This is a genomic window from Deinococcus aerophilus, assembly GCF_014647075.1.
Lineage (GTDB): Bacteria > Deinococcota > Deinococci > Deinococcales > Deinococcaceae > Deinococcus > Deinococcus aerophilus.
In genome coordinates, this window is record NZ_BMOM01000004.1 from 96,550 (window position 1) to 112,699 (window position 16,150).

Here is a 16,150-nt window from a genome sequence, read left to right on the forward strand (position 1 = left end):
AGGCTGGGTGCTCGTCACCGGGGCAGAGCAGACAGGTCGTGGGCGGCCTTAGACGCTCAGCTGCACGATCAGGCGTTCCAGGGTCACCCCGGCGTCCAGGCCCCGCTTCATGGCGAGGTCCGCGTCAAGGATGCGGTTCAGGTGCGTGCGGATCCTGGCCTCGTTGAGCTTGCGGGCCACCTCCAGTGCCTTCTTGGCCGGATAGGGCTTGACGCCCAGCCGCTGGGCCGCCGCCGCCTCGTTCATGCGGCCTTCCTGCTGCAGCAGCGCCACCGTGCGGGCCACCAGGCTGTACTGCCAGACCACCGCGCCCATCAGCTTGAAGGGATCCTCGTCCGAGGCGAGCAGGCGGCGCAGCTGCGCGACCGCCTCGCCGGGTCGTCCGGCCGTTGCCGCGCCGAGCATGGCAAAGCTGTCGCCCGGCGGCTCGCGGCCCACCACCCGCTGCACCGCCTCGCGGGTGTGCGGGCCGTCCAGCAACGCCAGCTTGGTCAGCTCGCCCGCAATGCCCGTCAGGTCGGCACCGAACACCTCGGCGAGGTAGGCGGCGGCTTCGCGGTCCAGCGCGACCTTGTGTTTCTTGGCGTACTGGGTCACCCAGCCGCTGACCTCGGCGGGCCTGCTCGGCGCGGCCGAGGCGACCTGCTCAGCGCGGGCGGCATACAGCTTGGCCCGGGTTGCGGGCGGGGCCTCGTCCAGCACGGCCACGGTCACGGGCGCACTGAGCAGCAGCTCCAGCAGCGCCTTGTCGGGCTTGACTCCGGCAAAATCCACGATCACGCCGCCGTCCCCGAACAAGCCCGGGATCAGGTGCGGCTCCAGGGTCGGGGCGTCCACGTCCTCTCCGCCGAAGCGGGGCAGGTTGCGTGGATTCAGGCCGCGCTCCCGGAGGGTATTGCGCAGGGCTTCCTCGGCGAGCAGGCGGTTGCCGGTAAAGGCGATCAGTGGCACGTGGTGCTCCCCCGGCGCCTGTCCAGGGCATGGGTCCACAGTGTGGGCGGCAGGCCCAGCTGCTGGCGGGCCGCTTCCAGAGCGCCCTGCAGCTCCAGGACCGAGGCGGGCCGCTCGGCCAGATCGCGCGACAGGGCAGCGGCCATGATGGGATGCAGCACATCCGGGCCGGGCCAGGGAGCACGGTCGCTGTGAATGCCCGCCAGCCAGCCCAGCGCGTCCTCAAAGGGCGGGTATCCCGCCAGACAGTCGAACAGCAGCGCCCCGACCGAGTACAGGTCGCTGCGTGGATCACCCCGCACTCCATAGAACTGCTCGGGGGCCATGAAGTGGGGCGTGCCCATGCGCGTGCCGCTGTGGATGTCCTGAGGCAGCGAGCGGGCGTGGCTCATGCCGAAATCAATCACCCGCACCGCCTCCCGGCTGAGCTGGCCTCCGCTGAGCAGGATGTTTTCCGGCTTCAGGTCGTGGTGGGTCACGCCCTGGCTGTGCAGGTACCCCACGCTGTCGAGCAGTCCCAGCGCCACGGCCGTGGACTCGTCGGGATTCAGCGGTCCCGTTTCCAGACGGTCGCGCAGGGTCCCACCCTCCACAAAGGGAAAGATCATCTGGCTGGAGGTCACGGCGAGCAGGGGCACGATGCCCGGATGGTTGAGGCCCATCAGGACCCGGCATTCGTGCCGGAACCGGTCGCGCGTCTCCGCATCGTCGACCACCAGCGTCTTGACGAAGATGGGCAGACCCTGCCAGCGCGCCGATTCACACAGAACGCCGCCCCGGTGGGCCACAGGCGTCCGGCATTCCAGCTCGGGTGGGGTCGTCAACTCTCTCACGTTTGCACTCTACGTTAAGTCTTTCACATTCTTCCGTAAGATTGGAGGGGGTCGGGGCACCTGTCATTGAATAAAGGCGCAGGCTCCTGCCTGTTTTGACCTCTTGACCCCGCGCGGTCAGCGGCCAGCCTAGCCGGCCCCGCCAGGGGGCAATTGGGTCCGGGTCACTTATCGGCGGATGGCCCCCGGCATCATCCGGCGGGGATATGCTCTGGGCCGCATTGTTTCCAGACTCCGCTCCAGATTTCGGCCAGGGTCGGGCGCTCGGGAATCAGGGACCGATGCGGTACTGCCGGTTGCCCTCGACTTCCATCACCACCGTCACTTCTCCGCCCTCGACGAGCACGTCGCAGGTCAGCGCTCCGCGCGGCAGGGGACCGGGCCGCACGTCGGCGCAGGGCTGCCGATACGAGACATTGGTGGAGGGCGTACCCGCCTGCGCCGCCGTCCGCACCGCCTGTGCGTAGTCGCGCACGGCGCGGCCCTGAACCGCCAGCGTGGCGACGAGCACGCCGATGCCCACCACGAAGGCGACCAGAATCCACAGAAAGGTCCGCAGGGCGCTGCTCCGCTCGGTGGGAGTGACCTCACGTGGGGCGGCCGGAGACACGGGGCGGGCACGCTTGCTCATCGCGTTCAGGCTAGCGCGGGGCGCGGGGCAAACGGCGGCGGGGTAAACTCGGCGCCATGAGCAAGGTCATCATCATCGGAGCGGGCGGCGTGGCAAACGTCGTTGCCAAGAAATGCGCGCAGAACGACAGTGTCTTCACGGAGGTGCTGATCGCCACCCGGACGGTCAGCAAAGCCGACCACATCGTGGCCGAGATCCACGAACACTTTCCCCAAAGCGCGGCGAAGTTCAGCACGACCACGGTGGACGCGGACGACGTGCCTGCGCTGGTGCAGGTCATCCGCGACTTTGGGCCCGAACTGGTCATCAACGTGGCGCTGCCGTACCAGGATCTCACCATCATGGACGCGTGCCTGGAAACCGGCGTGCATTACCTGGACACCGCCAACTACGAGCCCAAGGATGTGGCGAAGTTCGAGTACTCCTGGCAGTGGGCCTACCGCGAGCGCTTTGAGAAGGCGGGCCTGATGGCGCTGCTGGGCTGCGGCTTCGATCCCGGCGCCACGCAGGTGTTCACGGCCCACCACGCCAAGCACCACTTCTCGGAGATCCATTACCTGGACATCATCGACTGCAACAACGGCGACCACGGCAAGGCGTTCGCCACCAACTTCAACCCCGAGATCAACATCCGCGAGATCACCGCCAACGGGCGGTACTGGGAAAACGGACAGTGGGTCGAAACCGCTCCGCTGGAAATCAGCCAGGACATCTACTACCCCAAGGTGGCGACCCGCAAGAGCTTCGTGCTGTACCACGAGGAGCTGGAATCGCTGGTCATCAACTTCCCGACCATCAAGCGCGCGCGCTTCTGGATGACCTTCGGCGAGAGCTACATCAAGCACCTGAATGTGCTTGAGGGCATCGGCATGACCAGCATCGAACCGATTGACTTCCGGGGCCAGAAGATCGCTCCCATCGAGTTCCTGAAGGCCGTGCTGCCCGCCCCCGAATCGCTGGCCGCCAACTACACCGGGCAGACCTGCATTGGCGTGCAGGCCAAGGGAATTGGCAAGGACGGTCAGGAGAAGGTCCACTTCGTGTACAACGTCGCCGACCACGCCCAGACGTACAAGGAAGTGCAGGCCCAGGGCGTGAGCTACACCACCGGTGTCCCCGCCATGATCGGCGCGATGCTGATGCTGCAGGGCACCTGGATGAAGCCCGGCGTGTACAACGTTGAGGAATTCGACCCCGATCCCTTCATCGCGGCCATGAACACCTGGGGCCTGCCGGTGGACGAACTGGCCGGAATTGAACTGGTGAAGTAAACCGGGGTGAGGGGAAGGGGCGTGGCGGGACCCGACGCGGCCCCCTCTCAGGCCCAGGCCCGCACCACTTTCAATTGCTCGCCGTCGCCGTCCACCACCGCCACGAGTTCGCCGTTCAGGATCACGACGTGCCGTCCCACCTCGGGGCGGCGCGGACGTTTGCCCTGGCGCAGTTCGCGGGCTAGGTCCGGGTCCGCCTCGATGCGGGGAAAGTCCAGGGCGGCCAGGTCGGGCAGTCCGGTGGCGTCGGCCAGGCCGTCGAGGGACACGGCGTGTTCCAGGCCATAACGCCCCACCCGCGTGCGGACCAGTCCGGCGAGGTGGGCGGGCAGCCCCAGCGCCGCTCCCACGTCGCGCGCCAGCGAGCGCAGGTAGGTGCCGCTGCCCACGCGGGCGCGCACCAGCATGGTGGGGAACTCTCCAAGCGCCTCGGGCAGGGTGAAGGTCAGGCCCGCCTCATCCGCCACCCAGCCGTCCGGGGTGGGGGAGAAGCGGCGGGGGGTGTCCTGAACCCGGGGAAAGAGGCCCAGCAACTCCAGCGAGTGAATCACCACCGGGCGGGCGGGCAACTCCAGTTCGCCCCCGGCCCGCGCCACCGCGTAGGCCCGCTGTCCGCCGACCTGAATGGCGCTGTACTGCGGGGGCACCTGCTGCTGCGGCCCGGTGAAGCGCTCCAGCACGGCCCGGACCTCCGCAGGGTCCAGCGGAGAAACGGGCGCGGTGTCCGTGAGCGGTCCCTCGGCGTCCAGCGTCGGTGTGCCTGCGCCCAGGCTGATCCAGGCCAGATAATCCTTGCTGTCGGCCTCCATGAACTGCACCACCTTGGTGCTGTCGTCCACACACAGCACCAGCACGCCGGTCGCCAGCGGGTCCAGCGTGCCGGTGTGGCCCACCCGTTTGGTATGGCGCATCCGGCGGGCACGGTTCACCACATCGTGCGAGGTCAGGTGCAGCGGTTTATCGACGGCAATCACGGGCATGGGGCAGATGGTAGTGCTTCCCCGCAGGCCGCAGTCATAGGTCGGCGGCCCCGGGTCCCGCGCCGAACGCTGGGTGATTCCCAGCATCCGGAAGCGGACGGACCGTTCCATTCATTCCGTGCCCCAACCGTCCTCTTCCTGCCCGCCCCGCGTACACTGACGGACGTGTTGCGTGCCTCGTTCTGGTTGACCGCCCTGCTGTTTATTCCGCTGGGTCTGGTGCTGTATTTTCTGCCCCCCGCTCTGGCCGCCACGCTGGGGGTCTCGCCGCTGTGGCTGCCACGGGTGGCCGGCGGCGTCCTGCTGGCCTGGGGGGCGTTCCAGGTGGCGGCGGGCGTCGCCCCGGACGGGGTCAAGGTGGGCGGACTGGCCGGCGGCAACCTGCTGACGGCGGCGGCGCTGTTGCCCGCCGCGCTGCGTCAGGCCGACGTGATGCCGTCCGGGCTGCGGACCCTGCTGCTCGTGCTGTCGGGCGCGCTGCTGCTGCTCGCGGTGGCGGCCATGCTGACCCTGCCCACCACACGGGGTCGCCTGTGAGCGGCGCGGAGCGGCTGCAAAAGCGGCTGGCGCGGGCCGGGGTGGCGTCGCGCCGCGCGGCGGAGGCCATGATCACGGCGGGCCGGGTGACGGTCAATGGCGTGCCCGCCACGCTCGGGCAGTCCGTGACCGATGCCGATGACATCCGCGTGGACGGTCAGCTGATCGCCTCCGAGGCGGTCGAGCGGCGCACCTTCGCGCTGTACAAGCCGCGCGGCTACGTCACCACCGCGCAGGACGAGTACGGCCGCAAGAACGTGCTGGACGCCATGCCGCCCCTGCCCGGCCTGCACCCGGTAGGCCGCCTGGACCGCGACTCCGAGGGACTGCTGCTGCTGACCACCGACGGTGACCTGACCCTGACCCTGACCCACCCGCGCTACGGCCATGAGAAGGCCTACCGCGCCTGGACCGAGGGTCAGCCGTCGGCGGAGGCCCTGGAAGCCCTGCTCGAGGGCGTCAAGCTCGAAGACGGCGTGGCGAAGGCCATCAGCGCCAGCCCGGCCACCGACGGCGCTTTTGTGGTGCTCACCGAGGGCCGCAAACGGCAGGTGCGCCGCATGCTCGAGGCGATCGGGCACCCGGTGACCCGCCTGATGCGCTACCGCGTGGGTGGGCTGTGGCTGGGCGACATGGATGTGGGCGAGTACCGCGAACTCACGCCGCGCGACCTGCAGGATCTGCTGCATCCGCAGGACACGCCCGCACAGGTGTGGGACCGTCAGTGGGAACGCATCCAGCGCCGCTGGGGGTGAGGCGTTCGGGACAGGAGTGCTATGCTGCCCGGCGCGGGGGAATGTTCGGCCGCGCCGCCCGGTGCTGTGGAGTTCGCTTCATGGCACTGGGGGTGAGGAAAGTCCGGGCACCGCAGGGCAGGATGCCAGCTAACGGCTGGTCGGCGAGTCAAGCGCCGCATGTGCGCCTGTGCATGCCGGTGGCGGCGAAGCCGAAGGACAGTGCCACAGAAACCAGACCGCCACATTCCGGCGTGAAGAACGTGGAGCCTGGGCGCAGGCGGGGATGTGGTCAGGGTGAAACGGTGCGGTAAGAGCGCACCAGGCCCCGTGGAGACGCGGAGTGCTGGTAAACCCCATCCGGTGCAAGACCCGACAGTGCGTGAGGAGCGGCCCGCTCCACTGACCGCCAGGATGGTCGCAACGAGGCGCGCGGCGACGTGCGTCCCAGAGAGATGGCCGAACAGTCACCCAAAGTGATGGACAGAACCCGGCTTACAGTTCCCCCGCACCACCTGCCGCCTCTCCTTTTCCGGGAGGGGCGGTTTTCTGTGCCGTGCGGGCGCCGCCGGCCCATTTCAGCCCGGTCAGCGCGGCGATCAGCAGGCCGATCAGCACCAGCCGCGCCGGGCTGAGGCTCTCGCCGAACAGCGCCGTGCCCATGAACACCGCGCCCACTGCCCCGATGCCAGTCCAGATGGCGTACGCCGTGCCCAGCGGAATGGTCCTGAGGGCCCGCGACAGAAAGTCGAAGCTGAGGTACGCGCACCCCAGAAACACATAGAAAAACACCGGGCGGGTCTGTTCCAGCTTCAGCGCGGTGGCAAACCCGATTTCCAGCAGGCCCGCCAGGACCAGCCAGTGCCATCCGGTCCAGCCCTTCACGGAATCACCCGCAGGCCGATGATCAGCAGGACCACCGCCGCAAGCAAGCCCAGCCGCAGCGGGCTGGCCGATTCCCGGAAGTACACGATGCCCACCAGCGCCGTCCCCACCGCTCCGATGCCGGTCCACACGGCATACACCGTGCCCAGCGGCAGGGTTTCCAGGGCCGTGCTCATCAGCTGAAAGCTGGCAATGGCAAAGACCACGAAAAATACGCTGGGCCAGATCTTCTTAAAGCCGTCGCTGAGTTGCAGACAGGTGGTAAAACCGATCTCACACAGTCCGGCCAGCAGCAGGGCGGTCCATCCCACACAAACCTCCAGGGCAGATTTAGCAGGGTTGTGCCAAATCCCGCCCTCACAAATAGCACGGCGCGGCGGTTCTAGCAAGCCTGTGTTAAAACGGAGCGGTGCCCCGCATTGTCGATCACGATCTGCGCCGCGCCGAGCTGGCCCAGGCGGTCTGGAGCCTGATCCGGGAGCACGGGCTGGCAGGTGTCACGATCCGCAGCCTCAGCGAGCGCAGCGGGTGGTCCAGCGGGGCGATCCGGCATTACCTGCCGCGCCGCGAGGCCATCCTGAACTTTGCAGCCCAGCAGATCAGCGAACAGGCCGGGCGGCGCCTGCGGGAACTGGCACCACATCCGGACCCCTTTGAGGATTTCCTGGCCCGCCTGGAACTGACCCTGCCGCTGGATGCCGACAGCCGGCTGTGGCTGGAGGTCTGGTTGGCCTTCGTGGGTGCGGCGGTCAGTGAACCGAATTTTGCCGATGCCCAGGGACTGCTCTACCGCGACCTGAACACCTACTTTCAGGAAGTATTGGCCGAGTTCTCCCGGCACGGCTGGCTGCCCGCGCACACGCCCCAGCAGGCCGCCACCGAGTTGCATGCCCTCCTGGATGGCCTGAGCGTTCACCTGTTGCTCTCCCAGATCACGCCCCAGCGGGCCCGGGAAACCCTGCGGGCGGCCCTGGCCCGTCTGCTCGTGGCCCCCGGCGCCCCGGATTCCAGCCGGCCCTAAGCGGAACGCCGCGCGTCCAGCGCCGCGAGCACAAACCCGCCGATCAGCAGCGCGCCGCCCAGCGGCGTGACGGCCCCCAGCCAGCGCGCCCCGGTCAGGGCGAGCACGTACAGCGTGCCGCTGAAGATCACTGCGCCCCACAGCAGCAGGGCGGGCGCCCGCCGCTGGTGGTCCTGGGTGCCCAGCGCGAGCAACGTCAGCGCGGCGTACATCTGATAGCGCACCCCTGTCTCAAAATTGGCGAGGAGGGCCGGCTCCAGCGTGCTCCGCAGGCCGTGGGTGGCAAAAGCGCCCAGCGCGACCCCCACGGCGGCGAGGACGGCTCCGGTCTGAAAGGTGATGGTGGGTCGCATCCCAGCAGGGTAGGGGGGAACGGGTGGGGATTTGTCCTGGCTGGGGCCAGGGCGTCGCCGTAGACCGGTGGCTTTCAGGACCGCCCGCTGCCCGTTTTTTTATGCCCCCCGCCGCTGCCCTCTCCGGGTGCTTAGGGGTTCAGGTGGGAAAAACCGAAAAATGCCCCGGACTTCGGGGGAAATGGTGGGAGCCAGTGGTAATCTGTGGGAACGCTTGTTACACTTCCCCCACAGCCTGAAGCAGATCTTAATGTCGCGTTCAGGTTGCCTGGCCCCACTGCCTCTACACAAGTGGCAGGGCGGTCTGGAATAGAGGAGTTCAAGTGCCGTTCGGAGAGTATCCCTACACCATTGACGACAAGGGGCGCGTGGTCCTGCCGCCGCCCTTTCGTGAGTTCGTGGAGGACGGAATGATCCTGACGCGCGGCATGGAGGGCTGTCTGTATGTCTTTCCGCTGGCCAGCTGGCGGCGGGTGGAAGAACAGCTCGAAGGTCTGCCGCTCACGGACGCCGATTCCCGGGCGTTCGTGCGTTTCTTTTATTCCGGGGCCAACAAGGCGCGGCTGGACAACCAGAGCCGGGTCTCGGTGCCCCAGCCCCTGCGCTCCTTTGCCGGTCTGGAAGGCGAAGTGATCGTGGCGGGCGCGCCGGGCCGCCTGGAACTGTGGAGCCCGGAGCGCTGGGAAGCCGCCATCACCGCCGTTCAGAACCATCCCCCCAAACCCGAATTGCTCATCAACTTCGTGGCGTGACTCCATGAATACCAATCCATCCGGTCCATCCGAACCCACCCCCAATTCGCCCCTCTCACATACCCCGGTGCTGGCCGCCGAGGTCCTCGCTGCCCTGGCGCCCGCTCCTGGCAGGGTCATGGTGGACGGCACACTGGGCGGCGCGGGCCACACCCGGCTGCTGCTGGCGACCGGCGCGACCGTGTACGGCATCGACCAGGACCCCTACGCCCTGGACCGCGCCCGCGCGGCGGCCCTGCCGGGCCTGCACGTTCTGGAAGGCAACTACCGCGACATGGCGGCGCTGCTGGCCGCCCAGGGCGTCACGCAGGTAGACGGCGTGCTGCTGGACATCGGCGTCAGCTCCTTTCAGCTCGATGACGGCGAGCGTGGATTTTCCTACCACACCGAGGCGCCGCTGGACATGCGCATGAGTCAGTCCGGTGAAAGCGCCGCCGACGTGGTCAACACCTACGAGGAAGCCGAGCTGGCCTCGATCATCTACGAGTACGGTGAGGACCGTCTCTCGCGCCGCATTGCCCGGGGCATCGTGTACGCGCGGGAGAAAGCACCCATCGAGACCACCGTGGCGCTGGCCGACATCGTGAAACGGGCCTATCCTGGCTTCAGCAAGGGCATTCACCCGGCGCGGCGCACCTTTCAGGCGCTGCGCATCCATGTCAATGACGAACTCGGCGCGCTGCGCGACGGGCTGCAGGCTGCCGAGGCCCTGCTGCGGCCCGGTGGGCGGCTGGCGGTCATCAGCTTTCACTCGCTGGAGGACCGCATCGTCAAGCGCTTTTTGCTGGGCAGCGCGGCGCTGCGCCCGCTGAGCAAGCGCCCCGAGGTCGCCTCCGAGGACGAGCAGGCCACCAATCCGCGCGCCCGCAGCGCCAAGCTGCGCAGCGCCGAGAAACTCGCAGACGCCGCGCAGGGGGAAGAGGCATGACCGCTTCCCGTTCTCCCTGGCGCGCGCCGACCCTCGACCTGTCGGTGACCACCTGGCGCAACCGGGCGATCCGCTACGTGCTGATCTACCTCGCGCTGGCGCTGGCGCTGGTGGTGACCCGCGCCCTGACGCAGCACATCCGCCCGGACCTGCGGACTGCCGAGGCGCGTCAGGCTGCTCTGACCACCCAGCGCGACGACCTGACGGTGCAGCTGCAGGGCCTGGAAAACCCGCAGCGCATTCGCGACTGGGCCCTTGCCAATGGCATGCGCCGTTTTGCCGAGGTGCCCAAGACCACGCAGGAGATTCAGCCCCTGCCCCCAGCTCTCCCCACCTCGCTCACCCCCCCCGCCTCCGCGCCGGGGACGACCGTGGAGGTTAAGACGCAGTGGAAGTAAAGATTCGCAACCGGTCTCGGTTGATGCAGGTGCTGGCGACCCTCTTGCTCCTGACGCTGGTGTGGGCCTATGCACAGCTGGAATGGGGCGTTCCGCAGACCGTCAAGCGCAATCTGGTGCAGGCGCGCGGGTCGATCATGGCGGCCGACGGCAAGGTGCTGGCCCGCAGCGTGGACGGCAAGCGGGTGTATCCGCAGGGAACCCTGGCCGGACAGGTGGTCGGGATGATGGGAACCTCCAACGGGCTTGAGGGCCTGGAGTACGCCTACAACCGCGTGCTGGAAAGCGGCGAGGACGTACACCTGACGCTCGATACCTTCATGCAGGCCGCGGCCGAGTCGGCCCTGGCCCGCGCGGTGCCGGCCCACGAAGCGGTGTACGGCTCGGTGGTGATTCTGGAAGCCCGCACCGGGCGTGTGCTGGCAGCGGCCAGTTACCCCCGCTTCGATCCCAACAAGTGGCGCGAGTACAGCCAGGACGACCGGCGCAACCGGCCCTTCCTGGATGTGTTCGAGCCGGGGTCGACGGTCAAGGGACTGGTCGTGGCTGCCGCCCTGAACGAGGGCCTGACCACCCCCACTGCGCGCTATGACACGCCCATGCGCCGTCACGTGGGTGGACGCTGGGGCAGCGTCATCAACGACGCCGTGCAGCACCCCCTCACCCTGACTACCCAGCAGGTGCTGCGCTACAGCAGCAACGTTGGCATGAGCCACATCGTCGAGCAATTTGAGCCGGAAAAGATGCGCAATTACCTGCTCGACTACGGCTTTGGCGCGGATGTGGACCTTCCGGTGGTGTCCACCGCCACCGGGAGGCTGCAGCCCCTGCGCAACTGGGATGACCTGGTGCGGGTCACCAACGCTTTCGGTCAGGGCATGAGCAGCACCACGCTGCAGCTGGCCGCCGCCTACAACACGCTGGCGAACGATGGGCGCTACCTGCCCCCTCGACTGGTGGAAGGCGCGGCGGGAAGCACCCAGCGCCGTGAGGTGCTGCGGCCTGAGGTGGCCCGCACGGTCCGCAAGATGCTGCAGGAGGTTGTTGAGGAAGGGATTCCCACCCAGGCCGGCGTCAAGGGATATGCGCTGGGCGGCAAGACCGGCACGTCACAGGTCGTGGTGGACGGACGCTATTCCTCGACGGTCTATGACAGCGTGTTCGCCGGATTCTTCCCGGCCAATGCTCCGCGCGTGACCGTCGCGGTGATGGTCCACGGCGCCAAGATCGGCTGGCACGGGTCCATGCTCGCCGCGCCCATCTTTCAGGAGGTTTCCTCCGAGATCCTGTCGAACTGGGCGGCGGTGCCGCAGCCGGAGGCGGCTCCGGAGTCGCCTGCCAAGTAAGCGGGCTGCGGCACCTTCCGAATAACACGCAAGAACACCCCCCAACACGCGAAGGAGCCACCCCTTCTGGGATGACTCCTTCACCTGAGCCCCGACGGGCGGGTTCGGCTCAGCGAACGGCGGTGATGCGGACCTGACGCGCACCGAAGTTGATGGCCTCACTGCGCGTGGACATCCAGATGTCCAGGCTGTTGGTCTTGCGGGCGGCCATGGTGTCCTCGACGATGAAGATCCGGCCCTTGAGCATGCGGTTGTAGCGGCCACTGAGGTCCTCGATCATGATCTTCGAGCCGTACGGAAACTGACGCAGCAGGTCGCGGCTCAGGGCCACCACACCGGGACGGGTGCGGGTGCCGGTGGCAGTGATGAAGGGCGTGCTGTCGGTCTGGCTGGCCAGGCTGTTGTAGGCCGTGGCCCGCACGACCGCGCTGCGGCCCCGCACCACGCTCTGCGCCACCGTGGCCGAGACGGCAGCCTCCTGGGCAATGGCGGCGGCGCGGTTCTGCTCGGCCGTCTTCTGCTGGACGGGGGGGGTCTGGGCCACAGGGGCCGGGGCCTTAACTGGAACCACCAGGGCGCCGCGAACGGCGTCGGTGGCCAGGGCGCTGCCGGGCAGGGCGGGGGTGGCTGCGGCCACGCTGGCAATGCCAAACAGCACGCCGTACATCCAACGGTGAAGTGGTCGAACCATATTTTCTCCTTCGGGGTGTCCAGCACGCTGACGCACCCTTTGTGGTTGTGTCCTTAAAAGCGACTCAAGGGAAACTCAAGGTCTCCCCGACCTCGGCGATGAGACTAGGGTGCCAAGATGGTGGTTTCGTGGCAAAAAAGCTCCCGGAGGCTCATAATCTAGAAAAAATATGATTATACCAAGTACAAAAGTGCATACGAAAATTCATATGGGACGCTCTTTCTAAAATGAGAGGAGTTCTAATTCTCTCATTTATTTTCTCATCAAATGTGCTCATCTGATAGGAACACCCCTGGCCTTTTCTGCCTATTCTTCTGCAATGGTTTCCAATAGAGGGTGAATACCTACTTTTGTTCTGAAAATTGTCATGAGGGCACAGTCAAGACCCCTAACATACATCTAGTCAGGTGAGTTTCCTATCATTTTTCTCATGTAGGGGGAACAGTCGGGGACCTCCTGTTGTTCGGCTGAGGCACCGGCAACAGGGGGCTGCTCCAGCATGCAGAACGACCGCAGCTTTGGAAACAGCGGCACGGTCGGCACGAGGCGCCGCGCTATGGCGGTCATTCCCCCAGCCAGAGTTCTTCGCTGGAAAGCTGCCGGTCCCGGTTGGAAAGGGTTTACGGAATCGTGACCGTGCCCTGAAAGTCGGGCTCCAGCGCCAGCAGCAGGGTCAGGGGCGTCTCACCGTGCTTGAGCAGATACGTCAGGAAGTTCATCTCGCGTTCCTGGGGGGTGCCTCCCGGCAGCAGATGGGCGCGCAGGCGGGTAAGTTGAGCGCTGCGGTCATTCTCCTGGCGGGCCAGGGCGCGGGTGGCCTGCGCCTGCAGGCGGGCAATACGTGCGGTTACGCGGGCGCGGGTGCGCTGCGCCGCGCCGACCAGCGTGGGGTCCAGGCCAGCGATCTCATCCACCACGGCGCGCAACCGGGCATCCAGGTCCTCCAGCCGCTGCGCGGTCAGTGCCTGCACGCCGCGTTCCTGGGCCACGGCCCGGCCCAGCACTCCTTCCGGATCGGCCTGCACCTCGGCGGCGCTGGCTCCCAGCCGGTCAAGCATCCGCGCGACGTTGGGTTCCAGCCAGGTCACGCTCAGGCGCGGCCACAGCAGCGGCTGGGACAGGCCGTGCAGTTCATAGACTTCGCGCAGCTGCGCGCCATAGGCGATCTCGCCGGGACCGACCACGAAGGCCAAGGTGGGCAGCAGCGCGTCCTGCACGGCTGGGCGTAGACCGGCCGCCGGGGTCAGGCGGCTGGGATCGGCGGCCAGCACATCCAGCAGTTGCTGGCGGGTATAGCTGCGCGTTTCGGTATTGAAAGTCTGGCCTTCCACGCGCAGCAGCCGCCGGTGCCCATCGTCTTCCTCGATAAACAGGTTGGTGGCTCCCTCGGGTCTGCGCAGCTGCGGCGTGAAGCCCTGGGCGCTCAGCCGCGCCGCCGCGTCCTCGATGCGGGCCGAGGCGGACAGCGGACTGCTCAGCTCATGGGCCAGGGTGGGAGCCATCAGCCGCGCCAGGGCCGGATGCAGCGGGTCCAGCACGACCACGCCGGCCGCTGCCAGCAGGCCGTGGATCAGGCGGGCGAACACGTCGGCGTAGCTGCCTCCCCCCGCGGTGGCGCGCGCGACCCGTTCCCGAACGGCGGCGACGTACCCGGCGGGGGCATCAAAGGCGTCCAGCAGGGCCATGACCTGCGCCGTCCAGTCGGGCTGCCACGGCACCCGGCCCACCGGCACCCCCGCCGGCACGTCCAGGGTCAGGCGGTGCAGGCGCTCGGAATGGTCAAGCAGGGTGGTGGAAGCGACCTCGGCCGCGTCGTGGTCCTGGCTGGCCACCCAGTAGATGGCCACCACCGGGGCGTCCTCGCGGTCCAGCCGCCGGGCCAGCGCCGCCGCCCCCGCGCCCTTATGAACGCTGTAGGCGGGGCCGGTCAGGGCGCCCGCCTGCTGCCCGGTCACCACCACCCGTGAGGCGGGATGGGCCAGCCGCGTCAACGCTTCCTCCACCGGCCGGTCCAGCGTGCCCAGATCGCGGTGGTATTCGCGCAGCGCCCCGGCCAGCGCCTGGCGGTCCAGGTCCGGCCTGGTCTCGGCCTGCGCGTCTTCCAGCGCGTTGACCGGAAGACGGAAGAACTCCGCCAGCTGCCCATTTCTGTATTCCGCCGCTATATTCCGCGCCATCATGCCCGTCCCTTCAGGGCCTTGCCGCTCTGCCCGGGCAGGCGGCGAGACCGTGGTGTGCTGTATGTGAGTGGTGTGCCGTGGCTGGCCGTTGCGTGGTACCCGGCGCACCCGGCGGCATTCCGAACGCTGACCTTAGCGCAGCGATTCGCGCGCGGCGCGCTGCAAACCTTCACGGTCGGTCAGGATAATGCGCCGGTAGCCCAGATCAAGCAGTCCGCGTGCGCGGAAATCCCCCAGCAGCTTGGTGATGGTTTCCCGGGTGCTGCCCACCACGTGTGCCAGATCCTGATGGGACACCCGGTCGCGCAGCGCCAGAGACCCGGTTTCCGGCCAGCCCCCCTCACGTTCGGCGAGGTTCAGCAGCGCCAGCGCCAGCCGCTGCGAGACCTCCAGAAACACCAGGCCCGAGAGCCGTTCCTGTACGCCGCGCGTCTGACGGGTGATCTGCTCGGTCAGTGTGACACCCAGGGCCGGTTGGGCGTGGGTCAGGCGGTGCAGGGCGTCCTGACCCAGCATCAGCGCTTCCACGTCATCCATGGCCTCGGCGTACACACCCTGGCTCTGGCCCGACAGCAGGGCCGAGACGCCCAGCAGCGCGCCGGGCCCATGCACGTCCAGCGTGACTTCGCGTGCGCCCGAGCCCAGCCGGTACAGGCGGACCGCGCCGCGCATCACCACGTACAGCGTCTCGGCGGGGTCTTCCGGGTGAAACAGCAGCCCGGCGCGCGCCCAGCGCCCCACCCTTCCTGCCGCCATGATCTGGGCCTGGGCGTCCGCAGGCAAGGTTCCAAATGCTCCGGGCAACATATGGCTAGCAGTATGCCCCAAGCTCTCCCCTTCGGCACAGTCCATCCCCCGCGCCGCGCCGGAACCGTCCGGGAAACGGATGCTCTAGAATCGTCCGTGCATGACCTCCCCATCTTTCCACGACCGCCTGCGGCTCTTCGACCTGCCGCTGGATGTGATCACATTGCCGGCCACGCTGGACCTGCTGGGCGGGTGGCTGGCCGATGAGGCGCGCGCTCCCCACACGGTCGTGACCCTCAATCCCGAGATCATCGTGCAGTCGCGCACCCACCCCGAGTTCGTGCGGGCTGTGCAGGACGCCGATCTGGTCACGGCGGACGGTGTGGGCATCGTGTATGCCGCCCGGCAGCTGCGCGGCGAGGAGGTGCCCCGCGCCCCCGGCTTCGACATCGTGAAGGGCCTGATGCAGCGCCACGGAGCGGACCTGAGCGTGTTCTTCCTGGGAGCCAAGCCCGGAGTGGCCGAGGTGGCCGCCCAGAACGCCGCGCGTGAGTACGGCGTGACGGTGGCGGGCGTGCACCACGGGTACTTTGGCCCGGAGGACGATGAACGGGTGGCGCGGCTGGTGGCCGCGAGCGGCGCCGGGCTGCTGCTGACCGCAATGGGAGCCGGACGGCAAGAGGTGTTCAACCAGCAGTGGCGCGGGGTGCTGGGCGTGCCCGTAATGATCGGCTGCGGCGGCGTCATTGACGTGCTGGCCGGCACCGCCGACCTCGCTCCGGCCTGGACCCGCCGCATGGGCGTGGAGTGGATCTGGCGTGTGGCCGGGGACCGCAAACGCTGGAACCGGGCGCCCCGCCTGCTGCAGTTTGTGCAGATGGTGGCGGCCGAGAAAAAACGCAAGGGCTGAGG

Annotated in this window: 18 protein-coding genes, 1 other RNA gene and 1 pseudogene; 10 read left to right on the forward strand and 10 right to left on the reverse strand. The window is 67.8% G+C overall.

What is annotated here, in order from left to right:
- Positions 1–48 precede the first annotated feature (48 nt).
- From holA to IEY21_RS03920, 3 genes are all read right to left on the reverse strand, one after another.
- Complete coding sequence (holA, locus tag IEY21_RS03910; RefSeq protein ID WP_188901569.1) at positions 49–951, reverse strand: DNA polymerase III subunit delta; 903 nt, start codon at positions 949–951, stop codon at positions 49–51.
- The gene (locus tag IEY21_RS03915) at positions 942–1,784 is read right to left on the reverse strand and encodes a serine/threonine-protein kinase (RefSeq protein ID WP_188901571.1); all 843 of its coding nucleotides are present in this window, start codon (positions 1,782–1,784) and stop codon (positions 942–944) included. Before IEY21_RS03915 ends, holA begins: the two co-directional genes overlap by 10 nt.
- Before the next feature lie 271 nt (positions 1,785–2,055).
- Complete coding sequence (locus IEY21_RS03920; RefSeq protein WP_188901573.1) at positions 2,056–2,415, reverse strand: hypothetical protein; 360 nt, start codon at positions 2,413–2,415, stop codon at positions 2,056–2,058.
- A 56-nt stretch (positions 2,416–2,471) separates the two neighbouring features.
- Here IEY21_RS03920 and IEY21_RS03925 point away from each other — a divergent pair, with 56 nt between their 5' ends.
- On the forward strand, positions 2,472–3,686 hold the full coding sequence (locus tag IEY21_RS03925) for a saccharopine dehydrogenase family protein (RefSeq protein WP_188901575.1): 1,215 nt from the start codon (positions 2,472–2,474) through the stop codon (positions 3,684–3,686).
- A gap of 47 nt (positions 3,687–3,733) precedes the next feature.
- Here IEY21_RS03925 and truB read toward each other — a convergent pair whose 3' ends face one another.
- Positions 3,734–4,666 carry a tRNA pseudouridine(55) synthase TruB gene (gene truB / locus IEY21_RS03930; RefSeq protein ID WP_188901578.1) on the reverse strand — a complete coding sequence of 311 codons (933 nt, stop codon included), beginning with the start codon at positions 4,664–4,666 and terminating at the stop codon, positions 3,734–3,736.
- 165 nt (positions 4,667–4,831) lie between these two features.
- On the opposite strand from truB, the gene IEY21_RS03935 reads away from it, so the two are divergent.
- From IEY21_RS03935 to rnpB, 3 genes are all read left to right on the forward strand, one after another.
- Positions 4,832–5,203 carry a hypothetical protein gene (locus IEY21_RS03935; RefSeq protein ID WP_188901580.1) on the forward strand — a complete coding sequence of 124 codons (372 nt, stop codon included), beginning with the start codon at positions 4,832–4,834 and terminating at the stop codon, positions 5,201–5,203.
- Entirely contained in the window at positions 5,200–5,958 is a 759-nt protein-coding gene (locus IEY21_RS03940) for a pseudouridine synthase (RefSeq protein WP_188901582.1), read from the forward strand. Before IEY21_RS03935 ends, IEY21_RS03940 begins: the two co-directional genes overlap by 4 nt.
- A 33-nt stretch (positions 5,959–5,991) precedes the next feature.
- Positions 5,992–6,451: RNase P RNA component class A (gene rnpB / locus IEY21_RS03945), an RNA gene on the forward strand.
- 98 nt (positions 6,452–6,549) lie between these two features.
- Here rnpB and IEY21_RS03950 read toward each other — a convergent pair.
- Positions 6,550–6,822, reverse strand: a pseudogene (locus tag IEY21_RS03950) (DMT family transporter); the annotation flags it as partial.
- On the reverse strand, positions 6,819–7,133 hold the full coding sequence (locus IEY21_RS03955; protein ID WP_188901584.1) for a DMT family transporter: 315 nt from the start codon (positions 7,131–7,133) through the stop codon (positions 6,819–6,821). The gene IEY21_RS03955 and the pseudogene IEY21_RS03950, both read right to left, overlap by 4 nt.
- A 98-nt stretch (positions 7,134–7,231) precedes the next feature.
- Between IEY21_RS03955 and IEY21_RS03960 the strand changes: the two genes are divergently transcribed.
- Entirely contained in the window at positions 7,232–7,843 is a 612-nt protein-coding gene (locus tag IEY21_RS03960) for a TetR/AcrR family transcriptional regulator (RefSeq protein ID WP_188901586.1), read from the forward strand.
- On the opposite strand, the gene IEY21_RS03965 is transcribed toward IEY21_RS03960, so the two are convergent.
- The gene (locus IEY21_RS03965; RefSeq protein ID WP_188901588.1) at positions 7,840–8,196 is read right to left on the reverse strand and encodes a DUF423 domain-containing protein; all 357 of its coding nucleotides are present in this window, start codon (positions 8,194–8,196) and stop codon (positions 7,840–7,842) included. The genes IEY21_RS03960 and IEY21_RS03965 overlap by 4 nt on opposite strands.
- Before the next feature lie 323 nt (positions 8,197–8,519).
- On the opposite strand from IEY21_RS03965, the gene mraZ reads away from it, so the two are divergent.
- The 4 genes from mraZ to IEY21_RS03985 are packed head-to-tail and all read left to right on the forward strand — an operon-like array spanning position 8,520 to position 11,620.
- Entirely contained in the window at positions 8,520–8,948 is a 429-nt protein-coding gene (gene mraZ / locus IEY21_RS03970) for a division/cell wall cluster transcriptional repressor MraZ (protein WP_188901590.1), read from the forward strand.
- A 4-nt stretch (positions 8,949–8,952) separates the two neighbouring features.
- Positions 8,953–9,876, forward strand: coding sequence for a 16S rRNA (cytosine(1402)-N(4))-methyltransferase RsmH (rsmH, locus tag IEY21_RS03975; RefSeq protein ID WP_188901592.1), 924 nt, complete (start codon positions 8,953–8,955; stop codon positions 9,874–9,876).
- Positions 9,873–10,274 (forward strand): hypothetical protein, encoded by a 402-nt coding sequence (locus tag IEY21_RS03980; protein WP_188901594.1) that lies wholly within the window; start codon positions 9,873–9,875, stop codon positions 10,272–10,274. The genes rsmH and IEY21_RS03980 overlap by 4 nt, the downstream gene beginning before the upstream one ends.
- On the forward strand, positions 10,265–11,620 hold the full coding sequence (locus tag IEY21_RS03985) for a peptidoglycan D,D-transpeptidase FtsI family protein (RefSeq protein WP_188901596.1): 1,356 nt from the start codon (positions 10,265–10,267) through the stop codon (positions 11,618–11,620). Before IEY21_RS03980 ends, IEY21_RS03985 begins: the two co-directional genes overlap by 10 nt.
- A 109-nt stretch (positions 11,621–11,729) precedes the next feature.
- Here IEY21_RS03985 and IEY21_RS03990 read toward each other — a convergent pair whose 3' ends face one another.
- The 3 genes from IEY21_RS03990 to IEY21_RS04000 all read right to left on the reverse strand — a co-directional run bounded on the left by IEY21_RS03990 (position 11,730) and on the right by IEY21_RS04000 (position 15,298).
- Positions 11,730–12,311, reverse strand: a complete 582-nt coding sequence (locus IEY21_RS03990) for an RlpA-like double-psi beta-barrel domain-containing protein (protein WP_188901597.1) — start codon at positions 12,309–12,311, stop codon at positions 11,730–11,732.
- 620 nt (positions 12,312–12,931) lie between these two features.
- Positions 12,932–14,488: a bacillithiol biosynthesis cysteine-adding enzyme BshC gene (gene bshC, locus IEY21_RS03995; protein ID WP_188901788.1), complete on the reverse strand. Its 1,557-nt coding sequence runs from the start codon at positions 14,486–14,488 to the stop codon at positions 12,932–12,934.
- A 135-nt stretch (positions 14,489–14,623) separates the two neighbouring features.
- On the reverse strand, positions 14,624–15,298 hold the full coding sequence (locus IEY21_RS04000; RefSeq protein ID WP_188901599.1) for a Crp/Fnr family transcriptional regulator: 675 nt from the start codon (positions 15,296–15,298) through the stop codon (positions 14,624–14,626).
- 100 nt (positions 15,299–15,398) lie between these two features.
- On the opposite strand from IEY21_RS04000, the gene IEY21_RS04005 reads away from it, so the two are divergent.
- Positions 15,399–16,148 carry a WecB/TagA/CpsF family glycosyltransferase gene (locus IEY21_RS04005; protein ID WP_188901601.1) on the forward strand — a complete coding sequence of 250 codons (750 nt, stop codon included), beginning with the start codon at positions 15,399–15,401 and terminating at the stop codon, positions 16,146–16,148.
- Positions 16,149–16,150: the final 2 nt, after the last annotated feature.